Origin of the sequence: Microbacterium aquimaris (assembly GCF_039531285.1) — a bacterium.
Classification (GTDB): Bacteria; Actinomycetota; Actinomycetes; order Actinomycetales; family Microbacteriaceae; genus Microbacterium; species Microbacterium aquimaris.
Genome location: NZ_BAAAPT010000001.1, coordinates 1,675,626 through 1,694,643 on the forward strand (window position 1 = coordinate 1,675,626; position 19,018 = coordinate 1,694,643).

General features: G+C 69.4%; 16 protein-coding genes. 11 read left to right on the forward strand and 5 right to left on the reverse strand.

Annotated elements, in window-relative coordinates; all coding sequences use genetic code 11:
* Window positions 1-160: 160 nt before the first annotated feature.
* Complete coding sequence (locus tag ABD204_RS07695; RefSeq protein ID WP_194424041.1) at window positions 161-1,999, forward strand: ABC transporter ATP-binding protein; 1,839 nt, start codon at window positions 161-163, stop codon at window positions 1,997-1,999.
* On the forward strand, window positions 1,996-3,810 hold the full coding sequence (locus tag ABD204_RS07700; protein ID WP_194424042.1) for an ABC transporter ATP-binding protein: 1,815 nt from the start codon (window positions 1,996-1,998) through the stop codon (window positions 3,808-3,810). Before ABD204_RS07695 ends, ABD204_RS07700 begins: the two co-directional genes overlap by 4 nt.
* 140 nt (window positions 3,811-3,950) lie before the next feature.
* On the opposite strand, the gene ABD204_RS07705 is transcribed toward ABD204_RS07700, so the two are convergent.
* Window positions 3,951-4,784, reverse strand: coding sequence for an endonuclease domain-containing protein (locus ABD204_RS07705; RefSeq protein WP_194424043.1), 834 nt, complete (start codon window positions 4,782-4,784; stop codon window positions 3,951-3,953).
* A gap of 260 nt (window positions 4,785-5,044) precedes the next feature.
* On the opposite strand from ABD204_RS07705, the gene ABD204_RS07710 reads away from it, so the two are divergent.
* The 8 genes from ABD204_RS07710 (at window position 5,045) to ABD204_RS07745 (ending at window position 12,708) form a co-directional block, all read left to right on the forward strand.
* The gene (locus ABD204_RS07710; RefSeq protein ID WP_194424044.1) at window positions 5,045-6,076 is read left to right on the forward strand and encodes an Lrp/AsnC family transcriptional regulator; all 1,032 of its coding nucleotides are present in this window, start codon (window positions 5,045-5,047) and stop codon (window positions 6,074-6,076) included.
* Between the two features lie 116 nt (window positions 6,077-6,192).
* Entirely contained in the window at window positions 6,193-7,683 is a 1,491-nt protein-coding gene (locus ABD204_RS07715) for an aldehyde dehydrogenase family protein (protein WP_322597546.1), read from the forward strand.
* A complete protein-coding gene (locus ABD204_RS07720) occupies window positions 7,680-8,447 on the forward strand; it encodes a gamma-glutamyl-gamma-aminobutyrate hydrolase family protein (protein WP_194424045.1) in 768 nt (255 codons plus the stop codon). Before ABD204_RS07715 ends, ABD204_RS07720 begins: the two co-directional genes overlap by 4 nt.
* Window positions 8,444-8,914: a DUF3830 family protein gene (locus ABD204_RS07725; RefSeq protein WP_194424046.1), complete on the forward strand. Its 471-nt coding sequence runs from the start codon at window positions 8,444-8,446 to the stop codon at window positions 8,912-8,914. The genes ABD204_RS07720 and ABD204_RS07725 overlap by 4 nt, the downstream gene beginning before the upstream one ends.
* A 38-nt stretch (window positions 8,915-8,952) precedes the next feature.
* Window positions 8,953-10,041 carry an extracellular solute-binding protein gene (locus tag ABD204_RS07730; protein ID WP_194424047.1) on the forward strand — a complete coding sequence of 363 codons (1,089 nt, stop codon included), beginning with the start codon at window positions 8,953-8,955 and terminating at the stop codon, window positions 10,039-10,041.
* Entirely contained in the window at window positions 10,038-10,874 is an 837-nt protein-coding gene (locus ABD204_RS07735; protein ID WP_194424048.1) for an ABC transporter permease, read from the forward strand. The genes ABD204_RS07730 and ABD204_RS07735 overlap by 4 nt, the downstream gene beginning before the upstream one ends.
* Entirely contained in the window at window positions 10,868-11,668 is an 801-nt protein-coding gene (locus tag ABD204_RS07740) for an ABC transporter permease (protein ID WP_194424049.1), read from the forward strand. The genes ABD204_RS07735 and ABD204_RS07740 overlap by 7 nt, the downstream gene beginning before the upstream one ends.
* Window positions 11,668-12,708: an ABC transporter ATP-binding protein gene (locus tag ABD204_RS07745; RefSeq protein WP_194424050.1), complete on the forward strand. Its 1,041-nt coding sequence runs from the start codon at window positions 11,668-11,670 to the stop codon at window positions 12,706-12,708. Before ABD204_RS07740 ends, ABD204_RS07745 begins: the two co-directional genes overlap by 1 nt.
* 169 nt (window positions 12,709-12,877) lie before the next feature.
* Here ABD204_RS07745 and ABD204_RS07750 read toward each other — a convergent pair whose 3' ends face one another.
* Window positions 12,878-13,330 (reverse strand): GNAT family N-acetyltransferase, encoded by a 453-nt coding sequence (locus ABD204_RS07750; protein ID WP_194424051.1) that lies wholly within the window; start codon window positions 13,328-13,330, stop codon window positions 12,878-12,880.
* A 131-nt stretch (window positions 13,331-13,461) separates the two neighbouring features.
* Here ABD204_RS07750 and ABD204_RS07755 point away from each other — a divergent pair, with 131 nt between their 5' ends.
* Window positions 13,462-15,681: an NADP-dependent isocitrate dehydrogenase gene (locus tag ABD204_RS07755; RefSeq protein WP_194424052.1), complete on the forward strand. Its 2,220-nt coding sequence runs from the start codon at window positions 13,462-13,464 to the stop codon at window positions 15,679-15,681.
* Window positions 15,682-15,769: 88 nt separating this feature from the next.
* On the opposite strand, the gene ABD204_RS07760 is transcribed toward ABD204_RS07755, so the two are convergent.
* The 3 genes from ABD204_RS07760 to ABD204_RS07770 form a co-directional block, all read right to left on the reverse strand.
* Window positions 15,770-16,738 (reverse strand): acetylxylan esterase, encoded by a 969-nt coding sequence (locus ABD204_RS07760; protein WP_194424053.1) that lies wholly within the window; start codon window positions 16,736-16,738, stop codon window positions 15,770-15,772.
* Window positions 16,739-16,798: 60 nt separating this feature from the next.
* Window positions 16,799-18,337 (reverse strand): L,D-transpeptidase family protein, encoded by a 1,539-nt coding sequence (locus ABD204_RS07765; RefSeq protein ID WP_194424054.1) that lies wholly within the window; start codon window positions 18,335-18,337, stop codon window positions 16,799-16,801.
* 106 nt (window positions 18,338-18,443) lie between these two features.
* On the reverse strand, window positions 18,444-18,905 hold the full coding sequence (locus ABD204_RS07770; protein WP_194424055.1) for a hypothetical protein: 462 nt from the start codon (window positions 18,903-18,905) through the stop codon (window positions 18,444-18,446).
* Window positions 18,906-19,018 lie beyond the last annotated feature (113 nt).

Below are 19,018 nucleotides of genomic sequence, written 5' to 3' on the forward strand. Positions count from 1 at the left end.
CCTGCCGCGCCCGCTGAGTCCTCCCGCGCACCGGGATGCGCGTCGCGGGCACCTTCGGCCCTTCCGTGCGTTCATCGGTACGAACGCCCTTCCTCCCCGCGCCGATCGGCGCCTCCCCACCGCCTCGTCCGCGGTTCGCTCCACCACTCCCACAAGGATCATGACCATCACCGCCGCTCCCGACCACACCGATCCGACTCCGCCTCGCCTCTCGACCCCGCGCGCGCTCGCGCGATTGCTGCCCTTCGCCAAACCGGTCCTCCCGCGTCTGGCGCTCGGCGGTGTCAGCGCCCTCGGCGCGAGCATCCTCGCCCTCATGATCCCGTTGATCCTGGAGGAGGTCGTCCGGGGGCCCATCGCGTCGGGGTCGACCGTCCTCATCGCGTGGGGCGCCGCCGCGATCCTCGGGCTCGGCCTGGCCGAAGCCCTCATGGTGTGGCTGCGTCGCTGGTTCGTCCTCGCACCGGCGACGCTCATGGAATACGACATCCGGCAGACGTTCTACTCGCGTCTGCAGCGCCTGCCCGTCGCGTTCCACGACCGGTGGCAGTCCGGGCAGCTGCTCAGTCGCATGATGCAGGACATCAGCATGCTGCGCCGCTGGATCGCGTTCGGCCTCGTCCTGCTCGTGGTCAACGTGCTCACGATCCTCGTCGGCGCCGCGTTGCTGTTCCGGTGGCACTGGGCACTCGGCACGATCTTCCTGGTCACCTCCGCCCCGCTGTGGTACGCCGGGTACCGGTTCGAGAAGACCTACGGCACCCTGGCCCGGCAGAGTCAGGACCAGGCCGGCGACCTCGCGACCAGCGTCGAGGAGAGCGTCCACGGCATCCGCGTGCTCAAGGCCTTCGGTCGAGGCTCGCATGCGTTGAAGAAGTTCACCCGGCAGGCCGAGACCCTGCGGGAGACCGAGCTCGACAAGGCCCGCGCGGTCGGCTGGATCTGGTTCTGGCTGGTGCTGCTGCCCGACATCGCGTTCGCGCTGTGCCTCGGTGCGGGCATCTACCTCGTCGCGATGGGCCAGCTCGGCGTCGGTGAACTCGTGGCGTTCTTCGCGATGACGACGATCCTGCGGTGGCCCGTGGAATCGATCGGATTCCTGTTCTCCTTCCTGCTGGATGCGCGGACCGCGACCGATCGCATCTTCGAGGTGTTCGACGAGGAGAACCCGATCGTCGACCCGGACGAGCCGAAGACCATCGACCAGCCGCGCGGTGAGCTCGCCTTCGAGGGCGTCCACTTCCGCTACCAGGATGCCCGCGACCACGAGCGCGACCTGCTCGACGGCGTCGACCTGGTGCTCCGCCCGGGGGAGACGATGGCGCTGGTCGGCCTCACCGGCTCGGGCAAGACGACGCTGACGACCCTGCCCGGCCGTCTCTACGACGTCACCGCCGGCCGCGTCACCGTCGACGGCGTCGATGTGCGCGACCTGAAGCTGGCCGAGCTGCGCACCCACGTCGGTATGGCTTTCGAGGACGCCACCCTGTTCTCCCAGACGGTGCGGGAGAACGTGTTGCTCGGACGCGAGGACCTCGAGCGCGGGAGCGACGAGGCCGAGCGTATCCTCCGCGAGGCCCTCCAGGTGGCCCAGGCCCACTTCGTCGACGACCTCCCGCGCGGCGTGGAGACCGTCATCGGCGAGGAGGGGCTGAGCCTTTCCGGGGGGCAGCGCCAGCGGCTCGCCCTGGCACGCGCGGTGGCGGCACGCCCGTCGATCCTCGTGCTCGACGATCCGCTGTCGGCGCTCGACGTCGACACCGAGGCCCTGGTGGAGGATGCGCTACGCGAGGTGCTGCACGACACCACGGCCTTGATCGTCGCCCACCGTCCGTCCACGGTCATGCTCGCCGATCGGGTCGCCCTCTTGGAAGCGGGCAAGGTCACCGCGGTCGGGGCGCACTCCGACCTGTTGCGCGAGAGCGCGCACTACCGGCATGTGATCTCGAGCCTCGAAGAAGACCACGCGCGTGCGCGCGAGACGGAGGTGAACCTGTGAGCACCGCGATCCTCGGGACCAGTGGCGAAGACCGCTCCGACTACACCCGGGAGGAGAGCCGCTCGATCCGCCGGCGTTCCCTGCGTCTGCTCGGCTCGCTCGTGGGGAACCTGCGCTGGCAGCTCGTGCTGGCCGCCGTCGTGCTCATCGTGTCCACCGCGCTGCGCGTCGCGGGCCCGGCCCTGATCACCTACGGCATCAACACCGCGCTGCCGGCGGCGGTGGACCGCATGGACTGGATGCCGACCATCGGCGTGGTCGCGGTGTATCTTCTCACCGCGTTCGGTGGAGCGGGGCTGGTCGGCTGGTATGCCGTGGTCGCCGCACGTCTGACCCAGGCGATCATGCTCGACCTGCGCAAGCGGATCTTCCTGCACACGCAGCGGTTGAGCCTGGAGTTCCACGAGTCCTACACCTCCGGCCGGATCATCTCCCGGCAGACCAGCGACCTCGACACCATCCGAGAGCTCCTGGACGGTGGGCTGAACGAACTCGTCTCGGGGCTGCTGTACGGCGGGTTCACCCTCGTCGCGCTGCTGCTGCTGGACTGGCAGTCCGGCGTCATCCTCGTGGTGATGGGCATCCCGCTGTTCTTCCTCATGCGCTGGTTCTATCTGCGCTCGCAGCTGGTCTACCGCGAGTCCCGAGTGATCAGTGCGCAGGTGATCGTGAAGTTCGTCGAGACGATGACCGGCATCCGCGCCGTGAAGGCGTTCCGCAAAGAGCCGCGCAACGACGACGAGTTCGGGGGCCTGGCGATGCGGTATCGCGACGTCAACATCCGGTCCATCCGCCTGTTCGGCACGTTCGAGCCCGGCCTCATGTCGATCGCGTCGGTATCGCTGGCGCTCATCGTGTTCTGGGGTGGTGTGCGTGTGGCCGACGGGGCCATCGCGATCGGAACCCTCGTGGGTGCGGTGCTGTATGTGCGCAACTTCTTCTCGCCGTTGCAGGAGGTCGCCTTCTTCTTGAACTCGTATCAGTCCGCGACCGCGGCCCTGGAGAAGGTGTCGGGTGTGCTGGAGGAGGAGCCGACCGTGCCCGACCCCGCCGAGCCGGTCGACCTGTGGGAGGCGCGCGGACATGTCCGTTTCGACGAGGTGCGCTTCGGATACTCCGACGAGCGGGTGATCCTCCCCGATTTCACCCTCGACATCCCGGCGGGGCAGACGATCGCGTTGGTGGGGACCACCGGTGCGGGGAAGTCGACCCTCGCCAAGCTCGTCTCGCGCTTCTACGACCCGACGCGGGGCGCGATCACGCTCGACGGTGTCGACCTGCGCAGCCTGCATCCGAAGGACCTGCGGCGCGCGATCGTGATGGTCACACAGGAGGCCTACCTGTTCAGCGGCACCGTCGCCGACAACATCGCGTTGGGCAAGCCCGACGCGACGGTGGAGGAGATCCAGGATGCCGCGCGCGCGGTGGGCGCGCACGAGTTCATCGAGGCCCTGCCGGACGGCTACGCCACCGACGTAAACAAGCGCGGCGGACGCGTGTCGGCGGGTCAGCGTCAGCTGATCTCGTTCGCCCGGGCCTTCCTGGCCGACCCGGCCGTGCTGATCCTCGACGAGGCGACCGCATCGCTGGACATCCCGAGCGAACGCCTCATCCAGGATGCGCTGCAGACCTTGTTGTCCGATCGGACGGCGATCATCATCGCGCACCGGCTGTCGACGGTCGCGATCGCCGACCGGGTGCTCGTGATGGAACACGGCCGCATCATCGAGGACGACGCCCCCGCCACTCTGATCGAGGGCGACGGCAAGTTCGCCCAGCTGCACAGCGCCTGGCAGCAGTCCCTGGTCTGAGCCCCTACTCCGCCGCCCCAGGCGGTCTCCCGCCGCACCGAAGTCGGAGATTCGCGCCGATGTCGGAGGATAGGGCCCAGATTCTCCGTCATTGCGCCGATTCTCCGACATCGGGTCGACGGTCGGCGTGGATGCGGCGGTCATGCGAGGTGGTCTCCCGCCGCGATGGCGCGCCCGATCGTCCGCTCGACCGCCGGCCAGTCGTGGACGACCTGGGCATAGCTGAAGCGCAGCACGGTGAAGCCGCGCAACCGAAGCTCGGCGTCGTGCCGCAGGTCGCGGGTGCGGTCCTTCGACGATGAGTGGTGCGCGAAACCGTCGAGCTGGACCACGAGCCGTTCGCCGATCAGCAGGTCGACGGGGTGCCCCGCGAGGAACACCTGCTGTCGGATCGGCACGCCCCAGCGCGACAGGCGCACGATGGCGATGGTCTCCAGACCGGAGTCGGAGAGACCGTCGGCCTCGGCCGCGCAGGCGGCGGCGGCGCGCGAGGGCCAGCGGACCCGGCGCAGCGCGTCCAGGGACAGCCTCTCGGTTCGGATCGCCGACTCCCACACCACGAGGGCGGTCTCCGGATCGACGCAGGAGGCGATGTGCGCGAGGGCGTCCTCGACGGACTCCAGCAGGGATGTGGGCGGCACCGGAGAGATCGGCTTGGTCCAATGCGAGACACCGTCGAACGACTCCGCCCGCCCGTGCGGGCGGAAGTGGAGGTGGGGTCGGGCGTCCACGTTCTCGGGGATCCACCAGCCCCGCCGTCGCGCGACCGACAGGCAGGCCACCCGGCCACCGAGACCGGCAGCGCGCGTCAGCTCCGCATCCCCGTGGGGGAGCGCGATCCATACACGTCTGACACGGCGCGCACGACCAGCCGCGACCTCATCGGCGATCACGCGCGGCGTGAAGCCGGCTCCGGCCAGGTCGTCGCGGTGCGCGATCCCCGCGCGTGCGGCCAGCCATCCCACCAGATCCATGCCGCCAGGCTGGCCCCGCACCGGGGTGGATGTCCGTCCGTCACGCCATCTGTGGACACGGCGGGATCTCCCCGCACCTGTGGAGGACCATGCACCGGGCGGCGTCGTCGGAGAATCGCGCCGATGTCGGAGGTTCGCGGCGAGATCCTCCGACATCGGGCCGACTCTCCGACATCCGGCACCGGACGGGCTGGGCGGCGTGGCGGCCGGGATCCGGGTCGGAACGAGGGGGGAGTCCCGTATCGTCGGGTGGCGTGCAGGTGAGTGAATCAGGGACGCCCGGAGCGGCACAGGATGAGGCGGACGGCGTCGATCGGATGATCGCGGCCGCGTTGCAGGTGAACGGACGCGCCTCGTGGGGCGAGGTGGCGCGCGTGTTGGACCTCCCCGAGCGCACCGTCGCCCGGCGCGGCCAGCGCCTGCTCGACCGCGGATGGATCCGGATCTCCACCTACGTCGACGTCGCGCGTGTGCTGCACGCGCGCGCGACGGTGCTGCGGGTGACGACGGAGCCGGCAGCGTTGTGGGATGTCGCCCGGGCGCTGTCGCGACGTACAGATGCATCGTCGGTGTCGGTGCTGGAGGGGAGCAACGACGTCGGCGGGATGCTGCTTCCGCGCGACGATGCGGCCGTGCGTCGTCTTCTCTATCGTGAGATCCCCGCGATTCCGGGCATCGTATCGGTCAACGTCGCGCGCGTCTTGCGCTTCTTCCGTTCCGGCAGCGACTGGATCGCCCCGGGCCTGCTGACCCCCGAGCAGGTGGGCACGCTCCGGGGCGACCCGGCACCGTCGGCGGATCCCGCCGACGCGATCTCCGCCGAGGAGGAGCGGATGATCGACTTGCTGCTGCTGGAAGGGCGGATGCCGATCGCGCAGCTCGCGCGCGCGCTCGAGGTCAACGCCACGACCGCGCGTCGACGCCTGGACTCGCTGCACCGGCGCGGTCTCATGCATCCCCGCACCGAGGTCGTCCCTTCTCTGTTCGGATTGGGGTTGGAGGCGCTGGTGTGGATGCGGGCGCCGATGGCCCGCATGGAGAAGATCGGCAAAGCCCTCGCCGCCGCCCCCGAGGTGAAGTTCGTCGTGGCCACGACCGGGTCGACACCGTTGCTCGCGAACGTGCTCGTCCGCGACGAGGACGACTTCTACCGGTTCTTGACCAGTCCGGTGATCGCCGAGAACGAGGGCCTCGAGGTGGTCGAGTCCCTCGTGGTCGTCACGCCGGTGCTCCGGGGATCGCTGCTGATCGACGAGGGCCCGGATCGGGAGGGCCAGAACCTGGAGAAGTAGCCGGGAATTGCTACAGGAGTGTTAAATATGGCCAGATCCGGCACGAAAGGTTGCTGAAACGGCTGAAAAGAGCAAGACTCTCTCCCACGCGACGGTCGCGGGAGGAGAGGTCGGCAGTGTTCAGTGCGCAGGGCGAGGAGTGGGTCGGTCGCATCGACTCGCTGACCTTCCATGACGGCCCCTTCGTCGACGGACGCATCGTGCCCGGCCACGGCGAGCCGATGGCCCTCACTTCGCCACGTGACGGCCGGTTGCTCCCGCTGCTCGCGACCGCATCGCCGGCCGACGTCGACGCCGCGGTGCGCTCGGCCCGGGCCGCGTTCGAGGCGGGGACCTTCGCGCGTCGCGCGCCGAGGGAACGCGGTCGGGTACTGCTGGCGGTCGCCGACGCGATCCACGACCGGGCGCAAGATCTCGCGCTGCTGATCTCCCTCGAGATGGGCAAGCCGATCCGGGAGGCGCTGGAGACCGAGATGCGGGCGGTCGTGAACTGCTTCCGCTGGTATGGGGAGGCCGTCGACAAACTGATCGACGAGTCGCCGGTCACGGGGGAGGACAGCCTCGCCCTGGTCACGAGGGAGCCCGCGGGAGTCGTCGCGGCCGTGGTGCCGTGGAACTTCCCCCTGACGATGACCGCGTGGAAGGTGGCCGCGGCCCTCGCCGGCGGGAACAGCGTCATCGTCAAGCCCGCCGAACACACGAGCCACTCGGCGCTCCTCCTGGCCGAGATCGCCACGCAGGCCGGACTTCCGGCGGGTGTGCTCAACGTCGTCCCCGGACACGGGGCCGTCGCCGGTCGGGCGCTGGGTGAACACCCCGATGTGGACGTTCTCACCTTCACCGGTTCCCCCGAGGTGGGCCGTCGGTTCCTCGGCTATTCGGCCGCCTCCAACGGCAAGCGTGTCTGGCTGGAGCTCGGCGGCAAGACCGCGAGCCTGGTCCTGCCCGACGCCGACCTCGACAAGGCGGTGCGCGCCACCGCCGACGGTTGCTTCTACAACCAGGGTCAGATGTGCACCTCGTCGTCGCGGCTGCTCGTGCCGCGTAACCGCGTGGCGGAGGCGCTCGAGATCGCCGCCGACGTCGCGGCCGCGTCCGCCCCGGCCGACCCGCTCGACCCGGCCACCGGCATGGGCGCCATCGTCAGCGAGCGCCAGCTCGAGCGCATCGCGGGATTCGTCGAGCGGGCGCCGGCCGACGGCGCGCGCGTGGTCGCCGGATCCGCCGCGCGTGTCGAGGTCGTCCCCGGCGGCAGTTACTTCGCGCCGGCGGTGATCTCGGCCGACCCGACGCACGAAGTGGCCCGCGAGGAGATCTTCGGCCCGGTGCTCTCGGTGATCGCGTACGACGACACCGACGACGCGTTGCAGATCGCCAACGGAACCGAGTACGGGCTGGCGGCCGCGCTGTGGAGCGAGGACCTCAAGGCGGTGCACCGCGTCTCGCGGAGACTGCGCGCCGGCGTGGTGTGGGTGAACTGCTTCGAGGAGGGCGACATGACGGTTCCCTTCGGTGGGGTGAAAGGCTCCGGGTACGGCCGCGACAAGAGCCTGCACGCGATCGACAAGTTCACCGACCTCAAGACGACGTGGATCGACCTGTCATGACCCGTCCCCTCATCGGCGTCACCACGTGGTTGCGGCACATCGACACCGACCTCGGTCCGCAACGTCCGGTGCACTCGCTGGGTGTGGAGTACGCCGACCCGGTGGAGGCGGCGGGCGGGGTTCCCGTGCTGCTTGCTCCCACGGCGGGCGTCGACGAACTGCTCGACACCCTCGACGGCATCGTGATCTCGGGCGGACAGGATGTGGACCCCTCCCGATACGGAGGCGCGCGCGAGTCGGGTCGGGTCTACGACCCGCAGCGCGACGCGTTCGAGATCGCCCTGGTGCGCGGCGCGCGGAAACGCGGCCTGCCCCTTCTGGGCATCTGCCGCGGCCTGCAGGTGGCCAACGTCGCCTTCGGCGGCACGCTCGTCGTCGACCTCCCCCCGACCGCGGATCACGCCCCCGTCGTGGCCGCGGCGGAACAGGCGAAGATCCGCCACGATGTGCACATCTCATCCGGGTCCGCGTTGGCCGCCGTCTACGGCGTCACCCGACGTCGCGTGAACACCATCCACCATCAGGCGGTCGACCGCGTCGCCGCCGATTTCACGGTGAGCGCCCGCGCGGACGACGGTGTCGTGGAGGGCCTCGACGGCCCCGCAGGCTGGCCGTTCTGGGCCGTGCAGTGGCATCCCGAGAAGCTCCTCGAGCCCGCCGAAGCGGCGGCCGAAGCCCCCCTGTTCGCGGCCCTCGTCGCCGCGGCCGCCGCGTACGACGTACGCAGCGAACCCTCGATCCCGATCGGAGAGACCATCCCGTGACCAAGAAGATCTTCCTCGAGTACGACACCGGCGTGCGCGCCGTGGCGACCCTCCTCGAGGAACACGCCCCCCGTACCTGCGAGGCGCTGTGGGGTGCGTTCGAAACCCCCCGCACGATGCAGGCGCTGCACGCGATGTACGCTGGCCCGGAGGTGATGGTCGGCCTTCCCGAAGAGGCGCAGAACTTCGACCCCCAGACGGTGCCGTTCGAAAACCAGCAGGTCGTGCCCGCCCCCGGTGACCTGATGTGGTACTGGCAGCAGCCCATGCAGATGGGTGGGCTGCCGTTCGAATGGTACGAGGTCGGCGTGTTCTACGACCGTGGCGCCCGCGTGCTCGGCCCCCTCGGGTGGACCCCCGTGAACATCTGGGCCTCGGTGACCGAAGGTCTCGAGGAGTTCGCCCGTGAGAGCGCGGCGATCCGGATCGACGGCGCGAAAAAGCTCACCATCGGCCGCGTCTCCTGAGCGGCACCCCTCCCCCCACCAGAACCAAGGAGCCCCACATGAACACCCGCAGAATCCTGACCGGTGGCGCGATCGTCGTCTCCGGCGCGCTCGCCCTCGCCGCCTGCTCGAGCGGCGAGGACACCTCGTCGTCCGACGCCTCCGGCGAGCTCGACTACGCCGGTGAGACCCTCGTCGTCACGTCCTTCGGCGGCGACTGGGAGACGGCCTTCGTCAAGGCCGTCGTCGAGCCTTTCGAGGCCGACACCGGCGCCGAGGTCGAGCTGGTCACCCTCTACTCCGGTGACGCCCTCGCCCAGATCACGGCGCAGGCCGCGTCCCCGCAGATCGACGTCGTCCACTTCTCCGGCGGCCAGGAGTACACCGCGGCCGCGGATGGACTCCTCGAGCCGATCGCGGCGGACGAGCTGGCGAACTCGGGCGACCTGATCGAGGTCGCGGCAGCGGGCCTGGACCGCGGTGAAGGACCGGTCATCCAGCTCGCACCCATCGGCCTGGTCTACAACACCGAGTCGGGGGCCCCGGCGCCCACCAGCTGGCTCGACGTGTTCGACGAGGCCTACGCCGGGCACGTCGCTCTGACCGACTTCTCCAACACCTACGGTGTGCTGTCGATGTTGCGTGTGTCGGATGCGCTCGGCGGCGGCATCGAGGATCCGAGCGAGGCGATCAACGAGCTCGGCGCCCTGGCGGCCGACGGTGACGCGATCGTCGTGCCCACCTCGCCCGACCTGCAGACCGCCTTCGCGCAGCGCGACACATGGCTGGCCCCTTACGCCATGGACTACGCCGGCACCCTGATCGACGCCGGTCTGCCGGTCGAGTTCATCGTGCCCGAGGAGGGCGTGACCGCCTCGCTCATCACCTCCAACGTCGTGGCGGGTCGGGACAACCCCGAGCTGGCGAAGCTGTTCGTCGACTACGAGCTCAGCCCCGAGGCGCAGGCGGTGTTCGCCGAGGAGATGCGTTACTCGCCGGTCAACACGACCACCGAGGTCTCCGGAGACGCCGCCGATGCGGTCCTGACCGCGGACGATCTCGCCGAGGTCGTCGTGTACGCCCCGGCGGAGATCGCCGAGGGACGTACCGCGTGGACCGACGAGTGGAATGCGCTGATCACCGGATGAGCGCGCGAACCCGCAAGGAGCCCTGGCTCCTTCTTCTGCCCGCGGCTGCCCTGCTCGGGATCGGCTTCGTCACCCCGGTGGCAGGCATGCTCCTCATGAGCGTGCAGACGCCGGCAGGCGGGTTCACCCTGGAGAACTTCGCACGACTGTTCTCCAGCGAGTACTACATGCAGGCGGCGTGGCGGTCGCTGCGGCTGGGTGTCATCCAGACCGTCGTCACGCTGATCATCGCGATCCCGCTCTCGTACATCATGGCGAGGGCGGGGTCGCGCCTGCGATCGTTCCTTCTCATCGTGGTGATCCTCCCGTTGATGACCAGCGTCGTCGTGCGCACCTTCGGCTGGGTCGTGCTCATGAGCCCCGCCGGGCCCCTCATGCAGATCCCGGGCCTGCAGGATCTGGTCGGGGGAACCCAGGGACTGCTCGGCACGGAGGTCGGCATCGTCATCGCGATGGTGCAGGTCCTCCTCCCGTTCGCGGTGCTCAGCATCCTCGGGGTGATGGCCGGGATCAGTCCGCAGCTCGAGGAGGCCTCCCGCACGCTCGGTGCAGGCTTCTGGCGCACCTTGCGAACCGTCGTGCTGCCGCTGTCGGTGCCGGGGATCCTCGCGGGGGCGTCTTTGGTGTTCGTGCTCTCGGTGAGTTCGTTCATCACCCCCCGCTTCATCGGCGGGGTGCAGATCCCGGTGTTAGCCCAGACGATCTACGTCGACGCGACGACGAATCTCGACTGGCCCTTCGCCGCCGCGCAGGCCGTGCTGCTGTTCGCCGGCGTCATGCTGGTGCTCGGCGCGGTCGCCCGAATCGGAAAGCAGAGGACCGCCGCATGGTGAGATCACTGCCGTTGTGGGCGAAGGTCTTCGCGGGCGTCCTCGCGATCTTCGTCACCGCCTACATGCTCGTCCCCCTGCTCGTCGTCGCCGGCGCGTCGATCGGTGAGAGCCGTTTCCTCACATTCCCGCCCACCGGATTCACCCTCGACTGGTATGTCGACGCCCTCACGAGCGACACCTATCTCGAGCCGTTCCGTCTCAGCCTCATCGTCGGGGTCACCGTCGCAGTGCTCGCCGCGATCGTGGGCACGGCGGCCGCACTCGCGCTGACCCGGTTCCCCATCCCCGGCGCCGGCGCGATCCAGGCGTTCCTGATGTCGCCGTTGACGATCCCGACCATCATCCTCGCCATCGGCGCGCTGTCGGTGGCCTCCCTCACGATCGGTGCGCCGAACGTGGGCGTGCTGATCCTCGTGCACACCGTGATCGCGATCCCGTACGTCATGCGCACCGTCACGGGCGTGATGACCCGGGCCGACCGTTTCACCGAGGAGGCCGCGCGCACCCTGGGCGCCGGCACGTGGAACCGGTATCGACTGGTCGTGCTCCCGGTGGCACGACCGGGCATCGCCGCGGGGGCGTTCTTCGCCTTCAACATCTCCTTCGATGACGCCGTCATCGCCCTGTTCCTGCGCACCCCGCAGCTCGAGACGCTCCCGATCGCGATCTACGGGCAGCTGGAATTCAGCACGTCGCCGACCGTCGCGGCGGTCTCGACGCTGATGGTGCTGCTCACCGTCGTACTCATGATCGCGCTCGAGCGCATCATCGGACTCGGAAGGTTGTTCGTCTGATGGCCACTCTCACCATCGCCTCGCTGAAGAAGGACTTCAAGGGCACCCCGGTGCTCAAGGGCATCTCGCTGGATGCCGCCTCGGGCGAATTCCTGTCGCTGTTGGGTCCCTCGGGCTGCGGCAAGACCACGTTGCTGCGCTGTATCGCCGGTCTGGAGACCACCTCCGCCGGCAGCATCCACATCGCCGGTCAAGACGTCACCGATCTTCCGCCGGAGAAGCGGCACCTCGGCATGATGTTCCAGAGCTACGCGCTGTTCCCGCATCTGTCGGTGCGCGAGAACGTCCGCTTCGGTCTCCGGATGGCCGGGGACCAGCCCAAGAGTCGACAGAAGGAACTCGCCCAGGCGGCGCTGGAGCGCGTGCAGATGGGGCATCTCGGCGACCGGATGCCTCCGCAGTTGTCCGGGGGCCAGCAGCAGCGTGTCGCATTGGCCCGCGCGATCGCCGTGGAGCCGCGCGTCCTCCTGCTGGATGAGCCGCTGTCGAACCTCGACGCGCGTCTGCGCGAAGACATGCAGATCGAGTTGAAAGAACTCCACCGCTCCCTGGGTCTGACGACGGTGTTCGTCACGCACGACCAGGAGGAGGCGATGAGCCTGTCGGACCGGGTCGTGCTGATGAACGGGGGAGTGATCGAGCAGATCGGTGCCCCGGAGGAGATCTACGCCGCGCCGCGCACGGCGTTCGCCGCCGACTTCATCGGCGCGGCCAACCTGCTCCACGCGACCCGCTCGGGTCGTTGGGCGCACGTGACCGCGTCCGGTGGCGAGGTGCTCGTGGTCGGAGAGGGCGCCGATGGGCCGGGGCGCGTGATGCTCCGCCAGGAGGACCTCGAGCTGGTGGCCGCCGATGACACCGCCGCGATGCTCGCGGTCGAGGTCGTGGCCCACATCTATCGCGGCGCCGACGTCGTGTACGTCGCCCGCATCGGCGAGGACGAATTGCGCATCGTCATGCCCCGCTACGCGCAGGTGTTCCCGGCCGGACCCGCGGCGGTGCGGTGGCGCGAGGGCGCCGCACGCTGGATCGCGGCCTGACCCGCCCCGGGCCGGCGGGTCGCGCCGGCGCCGGATGACCATCCCCCCCAACGTCATCCGGCGTCGACGCGGCCCTCCGGCCGGTCGAGGGCGACGAGCGGAGGAGCCTGAGGCGCCGCCGCCGGAACGCGGGGGCCCTCATCCCGGGGGCGGGCCGTCCGCGGTCTCGTCAAAGACGGATCTCGGCGATGACCTCACCGTATTCGGTCTCGCCGACCGTGCTGAAGCCCATGCGGGTGAAGAAGGCCTCGGGGCCCTCTTCGCCGGCTTCGTAGATGACGTGGAGCTTGTCGAAGCCGCGCTCGCGCGCCTCCTCGAGGAGCTTCTCGATCGCGAACCGTCCGATCCCGCGCCCCTGGTCGTCGGCGTCGACGTTGATGCGCCACAGGACCGACCGGAAGTGCTCTTCGGGGGCGTCAGGGTCGAATCCTGCGCTGACGAACCCGACCACTTCGTCTTCGTCGACGACGACGCGTTGCCACGAGGTGCGGGGGTCTGCGACGGTGGCGGCGATGCCGTAGCTGACCGGTGCGAGGTACTGTTCCTGCCCCGGCTTGAGGGACATGTTGTTGACGGCGACGATCGTCGCGGCGGACAGTTCGACAAGTCGCAGCTCGGCCATACGCACAGGCTAGCCGCAAACCCCGCCGACACACACGTGCACCGATCACCCCCTGTGGGTATTTATCTTGACGTCAAGATAACTGGGTGCCTGCGTTAGGCTGGATCCACAACCGAGCGAAAGACGAACAGGTGACCGACTCGACCATCATCTACACGCACACCGACGAGGCCCCCGCGCTCGCCACGGCGTCGTTCCTCCCCATCGTCAAGGCCGTCACCGGCAAGGCCGGTGTCGACGTCGAGACCCGCGACATCTCGCTGGGTGGACGCATCCTCGCGGCCTTCCCGCAGAAGCTGACCGACGCCCAGCACGTCGGCGACGCGCTCGCCGAACTCGGCGGGCTCGCGACGCTTCCCGAGGCGAACATCATCAAGCTGCCGAACATCTCGGCGTCGATCCCGCAGCTGAAGGCGGCCATCGCCGAACTGCAGGCGCAGGGATACGACATCCCGGACTACCCCGACGACCCGCAGTCGATCGAGGAGAAGGACGTCCGCGCACGCTACGACCGCATCAAGGGGTCGGCGGTGAACCCGGTGCTTCGCGAGGGCAACAGCGACCGCCGCGCCCCCGGTGCCATCAAGAACTACGCCCGCAAGTTCCCGCACACGAACAAGGCGTTCGACGCCGGCTCGAAGACGCGTGTGGCCACGATGGGGCACGACGACTTCAAGAGCAACGAGAAGTCGTGGGTCGCCGCCCACGATGACACGCTGACCATCCGGCACATCGCCGAGGACGGGACCGAGACGGTCCTCAAGGGCGACCTCAAGGTGCTCCCGCGCGAGGTCATCGACGCGACGTTCCTGTCGGCGGCGGCACTGGATGCGTTCCTGGCCGACACGCTGGCGCAGGCGCAGGCCGACGATGTGCTGTATTCGGTGCACTTGAAGGCCACGATGATGAAGGTCAGCGACCCGATCATCTTCGGCCACGTCGTGAAGGCCTTCCTGCCCGAGGTGTTCGCGCGCCACGGGCAGACCCTCGCGGCGGCGGGACTGACCCCCGACAACGGGCTCGGCTCGATCCTCTCCGGTCTGGACGGGGTCGACGGTGGCGCCGCGATCGCCGCCGAGATCGCCGCGGCGCTCGAGGCCGGACCGCGCCTGTCCTACGTGAACTCCGACAAGGGGATCACCAACCTGCACGTGCCCAGCGACGTGATCGTGGACGCCTCGATGCCCGCGCTCATCCGAAACGGCGGCAAGATGTGGGGCGCGGACGGGGGAGAGGCCGAGACCCTGGCGGTCATCCCCGACTCGTCGTACGCCGGCGTCTACCAGGCCGTGATCGAAGACGTCATCGCCAACGGCCCGCTCGACCCCGCCACGATCGGTACCGTCCCGAACGTGGGACTCATGGCGCAGAAGGCCGAAGAATACGGTAGCCACGACAAGACCTTCGAGATCGCCGCTCCCGGCGTCGTGCAGGTCGTCGACTCGGAGGGCACGGTGCTCATCGAGCACACCGTCGGAGCCGGCGACATCTGGCGCGCCACCCAGACCAAGCACATCCCGATCATGGACTGGGTCAAGCTCGCGGTGACGCGTGCACGGGCGACCGGAGCGCCGGCGGTGTTCTGGCTCGACGTGAACCGCGCCCACGACGCGCAGCTGATCGCGAAGGTGCACCAGGGGCTGGCGCTGCTGGACACGTCCGACGTCGAGATCGTGATCCTGCCGCCGGCCGAGGCCACGCGGTATACGCTCGCGCGGATGCGCCGGGGGGAAGACACCATCTCGGTCACCGGCAACGTGCTGCGCGACTATCTCACCGACCTCTTCCCGATCCTCGAGGTCGGCACGAGCGCCAAGATGCTCTCGATCGTCCCGCTGCTCGCCGGCGGCGGTCTGTTCGAGACCGGCGCCGGCGGGTCGGCGCCCAAGCACGTGCAGCAGTTGGTCGAGCAGAACTACCTGCGGTGGGATTCGCTGGGCGAGTTCTTCGCGCTCGCGGCCTCGCTCGAGCACCTCGCGACCACCACGGGCAACGCCCGTGCGCAGGTGCTCGCCGACACCCTGGACGCGGCAACCGCGACGTTCCTCGAGAACGACCGGTCTCCGGGCCGCAAGCTGGGTTCGCTCGACAACCGCGGCAGCCACTTCTACCTGGCGCTGTATTGGGCCCAGGAACTGGCGAAGCAGCAGGTCGACGCCGAACTCGCCGAGATCTTCACGCCGGTCGCCGAGGCGCTGGTCGCCAACGAGCAGAAGATCGTCGACGAGCTCACCGCGGTGCAGGGCTCGCCGGTCGAGATCGGCGGCTACTACCGTCCGGACGGCGACGCCGTCGACGCGGTGATGCGCCCCTCGGTCACCTTCAACGAGATCATCGACGCGCTGAGCTGACCTCGCACCCTCGCGCGCCTCGGCGCCCCACCCCTCGCGGGTCGGGGCGCCGAGGCGTCTGCGGGGTCCCTCGCCGGCGGTCCGCGGGTCAGAGGTGCGCCGCGGCGAACGCCGCCTGCGCCGGCCAGCGGTAGGCCTGGCCGCCTTCGTGCTCGTTGAAGGGGTAGACGTCGATCTCGCGGGCCACCGACGCGAGGCGGTTGTACGCGGCGTAGACCGTCGAAGGCGGACAGGTGAGATCGTGCAGCCCGACCGAGAACAGCGCGGGAGCGTGGATCCGCGCGGCGAAGGTGGCGCCGTCGAAGTAGGACAACGTGTCGAAGACCTGTTCTTCGCAACCCCGGTGCACGCGCAGATAGCGCACGATCTCGGCGTAGGGGTCGTGGTCGGTGAGCCCGACGGCGCGCTCGAAGTGACACAGGAACGGCACGTCGGGCATGACCGCGGCGACATCCTCGGCGAGGGCCGCCGCGGCGATCGCCACCCCGCCGCCTTGGCTGACACCGGTCACCGCCACCCGGTTCGCGTCGACGATCCCGAGTGTGCGGGCCGCGTCGACCAAGCGGACGGCATCGGTGAACAGCCGGCGGTAATAGTAGCCCTCGGGGTCCTCGATGCCGCGTGTCATGAATCCGGGCGCCGACGCACCCGTCCCGTGCGGGTCCGCGGTCGCCCCTCCGGATCCCCACGCGGAGCCCTGCCCGCGGGTGTCCATGAACAGGTGTGCATACCCGGACGCGGCCCACGCGAGCCGCTCGTGCGGCAGTCCGCGTCCGCCCCCGTAGCCGTTGTACTCGATGATCGTCGGCAACGGTCCTTTCGCGCCGCGAGGTGCCCACAGCCAGGCTTTGACCGGGTCCCCGGCGAAACCCGGAAAGGTGACGTCGAACACGTCGATGGCGGTCATCGGGCTGTCGACGGGGGAGATGAGGATCTCCCCGCCGACCTGGCGGGATCCCGCGAGGGTCGACTGCCAGAAGGCGTCGAAGTCCTCGGGTTCGCGGATGTCGGGGCGGTATCGGGTGAGCTCGTGCGGCGGGAGATCGAATCGCGGCATGCCGTCAGGCTAGCGGCACGGCACGGGCGACCCGCGGCGGGTCGGTCCCGCGAGGTCCCCTCAGTAGTGGATCCACACGTCGGTGCCGTGCGCGGTCCAGTTGTACAGCTGCTCGGCCCGCCACTCGGGCATCCCGACGCAGCCGTGGCTCATCGGGGTCCCCCAGTTGGAGTGCCAGTACACGCCGTGGAACGCCTGGTCTCCGTTGAAGTACATGACCCACTTGACATTCGGCGTGGTGTAGGTGACCGGCTCGCCGTCGGCGTCGAGGAGGATGTCCCCGTTCGCGTCGCGTTCGTTTCCGCGCATGGTCTGGCTGGTGAGGTGGGCGTGCACGGTGTAGCGACCGGTGTAGGTCGGTGTGTTGCCGGCGCCGCTGGAGATGGCCCAGCTGTCGACCACCTGGTCGTTCTCTTTGAGGTAGAGCATCTGCGAGCTCAGGTTCACTTCGAGCAGCCGCACCACCTGCGCGGTCTCGTACGCGGTCTCCACCACGGGCAACTGATAGGCGCCGTTCGCGTTCGCGACCTGCTCGGAGAAGCCGGCGGCGATCCCCTCGGTGGTCTCGAGCTCTCGTCCGACGGTGCCGGCCTTCTCCTCGCCGAGCGTCGTGCCGGCGAGGTTGACGAGCACCTTGTTGTTCACCGCCTCGCGATTGACGGCCTCGGGGAGGGTGTCGACCACCTCTTGCACGGCGGCTTGGTCGACGGAGATCTCCAGCGTTCCGCGCTCACCGGGCGTCAGCGTGATCCATGACGCCAGTTCGGCGGCCTCGATGGGAACCACGCGCTCATCGCCGACGTAGAACCCCGCTTCGTCGAGCATGGCGTTCAGTCGTGCGGCCGTCGCGTCGGCGACCGATGTCTGTCGTTCCGGAGTGACCGGGGCCGCGACGGCGTCGAGTTCGGCCACGGATTCGCCTGCGGCGAAGGCCGTCGCGAGGCTGTCGCCCACCGACGCGGCATCGACGCCCGTGCCATCCATCCCGGGGGTGACGACATAGGTCGCGCTGTCGGCGTCGAAGGTGACCTCCGCGTCGACCGGGTCGGTGTGCATAGCCGGCACGGCGGCGGCGAGCGCCTCGGCCGCGGCGATCTCGTCGATGTGGACCGGCGCGTCGATCGGATCGGCGAACCACGCGGTGACATTCCACATCGGATGTTCGGCGAAGGCCGTCTGGGTGAGCGCCTCGGCGTCGACGGTGGCGCCGAGCTCGGCGCCGGTGACGGCGGCGTCTCCGCCTTCTCCGGTCAGGACGACGGTGGTCTCGGCAAGGCTTGTGGCGACGGCATCCGCCGCGGCACCCGGTGTCATGAAGCCGACCTGCACACCGGCCACGGAGGTTCCCGGAGCGATCAGCACGAGGGAGGCCGCGGCTGCACCCAGCGCGATCACGCCGGCCCCGATCCCCACCCACAGGCCCACGCGGCGCTTGCGCGGCGCGGGTTCGGCGGGGGCCCACTCGTAGATGGGTTCGACGGGCACGGTGGGGGCGTCTCCCGGAGTCGTCGACGCACCGTCGTCGACCCGCTGGTCGTCGACGGTGTCGTTCTCCGACGTGTTCTCGTCGGATCCCGGTCGAGTCACCACATCCGTCACGCGCTCACCCCCGCCTGCATCGCACGTGTCTCCATGGTAGGGGAGGGCTGTGCCGGGACGGCCACGGAATCATCACGGTCTGCTGTGGATTCCGGGCGTGCGGCGGTCAGGGCGTGCAGGTCTCCTCGAAGGCGGCGCCGGTCTCCTGGAAGCGGCCGCCGATCTCCTCGAGGTCCTCGATCCCGGACGCGTCGCCCTCCTCGAGCGAGCGGAAGACGTCGGCGGCCTCTCCGAACATCTGCGTGAGATCGGGCAGGAGGGCGGCCACGCGGTCGTTGGTGATCTCCTGCGTCATCGTGGCCAGCTCCTCGGCGGCGGCCGCCATCGCCTCGGCGACGCTGGACAGGTCGTCCTCCGCGCCCTCCTCGAACTGGGCGGTCGCGGCGGTGATCGTCTCGGCGACCACGCTGCAGGCGTCTTCGACGGACTGCCCCTCGTCGCCGGGGGCGTCCTGTGTCGGTGCGGACCCCGCGCCGGATGAGCTCTGCCCCGGGTCGTCGCCGACGCAACCCGTGAGGGTGAACAGGGCCGCGGCGGTCAACGCCAGGCCCGGGAGGGTGCGGTTCATGGATCTCCTTCGCGGTCTCTTCAGCGTAGGCGAGGGCCGACTCCTCCGTTCGTGAGAATGCGCTCACGTCGCGGTCACCGGCGTGTAACGGTTTTGTAAACACGCCGTGCAAA

What these genes read in the sequence shown, in the direction of transcription:
- ABD204_RS07695 (WP_194424041.1), top strand. Translation starts at nt 161, where the DNA reads ATGACCATCACCGCCGCTCCCGACCACACCGATCCGACTCCGCCTCGC.
- ABD204_RS07705 (WP_194424043.1), bottom strand. Translation starts at nt 4,784, where the DNA reads ATGGATCTGGTGGGATGGCTGGCCGCACGCGCGGGGATCGCGCACCGC.
- ABD204_RS07720 (WP_194424045.1), top strand. Translation starts at nt 7,680, where the DNA reads ATGACCCGTCCCCTCATCGGCGTCACCACGTGGTTGCGGCACATCGAC.
- ABD204_RS07730 (WP_194424047.1), top strand. Translation starts at nt 8,953, where the DNA reads ATGAACACCCGCAGAATCCTGACCGGTGGCGCGATCGTCGTCTCCGGC.
- ABD204_RS07735 (WP_194424048.1), top strand. Translation starts at nt 10,038, where the DNA reads ATGAGCGCGCGAACCCGCAAGGAGCCCTGGCTCCTTCTTCTGCCCGCG.
- ABD204_RS07740 (WP_194424049.1), top strand. Translation starts at nt 10,868, where the DNA reads ATGGTGAGATCACTGCCGTTGTGGGCGAAGGTCTTCGCGGGCGTCCTC.
- ABD204_RS07745 (WP_194424050.1), top strand. Translation starts at nt 11,668, where the DNA reads ATGGCCACTCTCACCATCGCCTCGCTGAAGAAGGACTTCAAGGGCACC.
- ABD204_RS07750 (WP_194424051.1), bottom strand. Translation starts at nt 13,330, where the DNA reads ATGGCCGAGCTGCGACTTGTCGAACTGTCCGCCGCGACGATCGTCGCC.
- ABD204_RS07760 (WP_194424053.1), bottom strand. Translation starts at nt 16,738, where the DNA reads ATGCCGCGATTCGATCTCCCGCCGCACGAGCTCACCCGATACCGCCCC.
- ABD204_RS07770 (WP_194424055.1), bottom strand. Translation starts at nt 18,905, where the DNA reads ATGAACCGCACCCTCCCGGGCCTGGCGTTGACCGCCGCGGCCCTGTTC.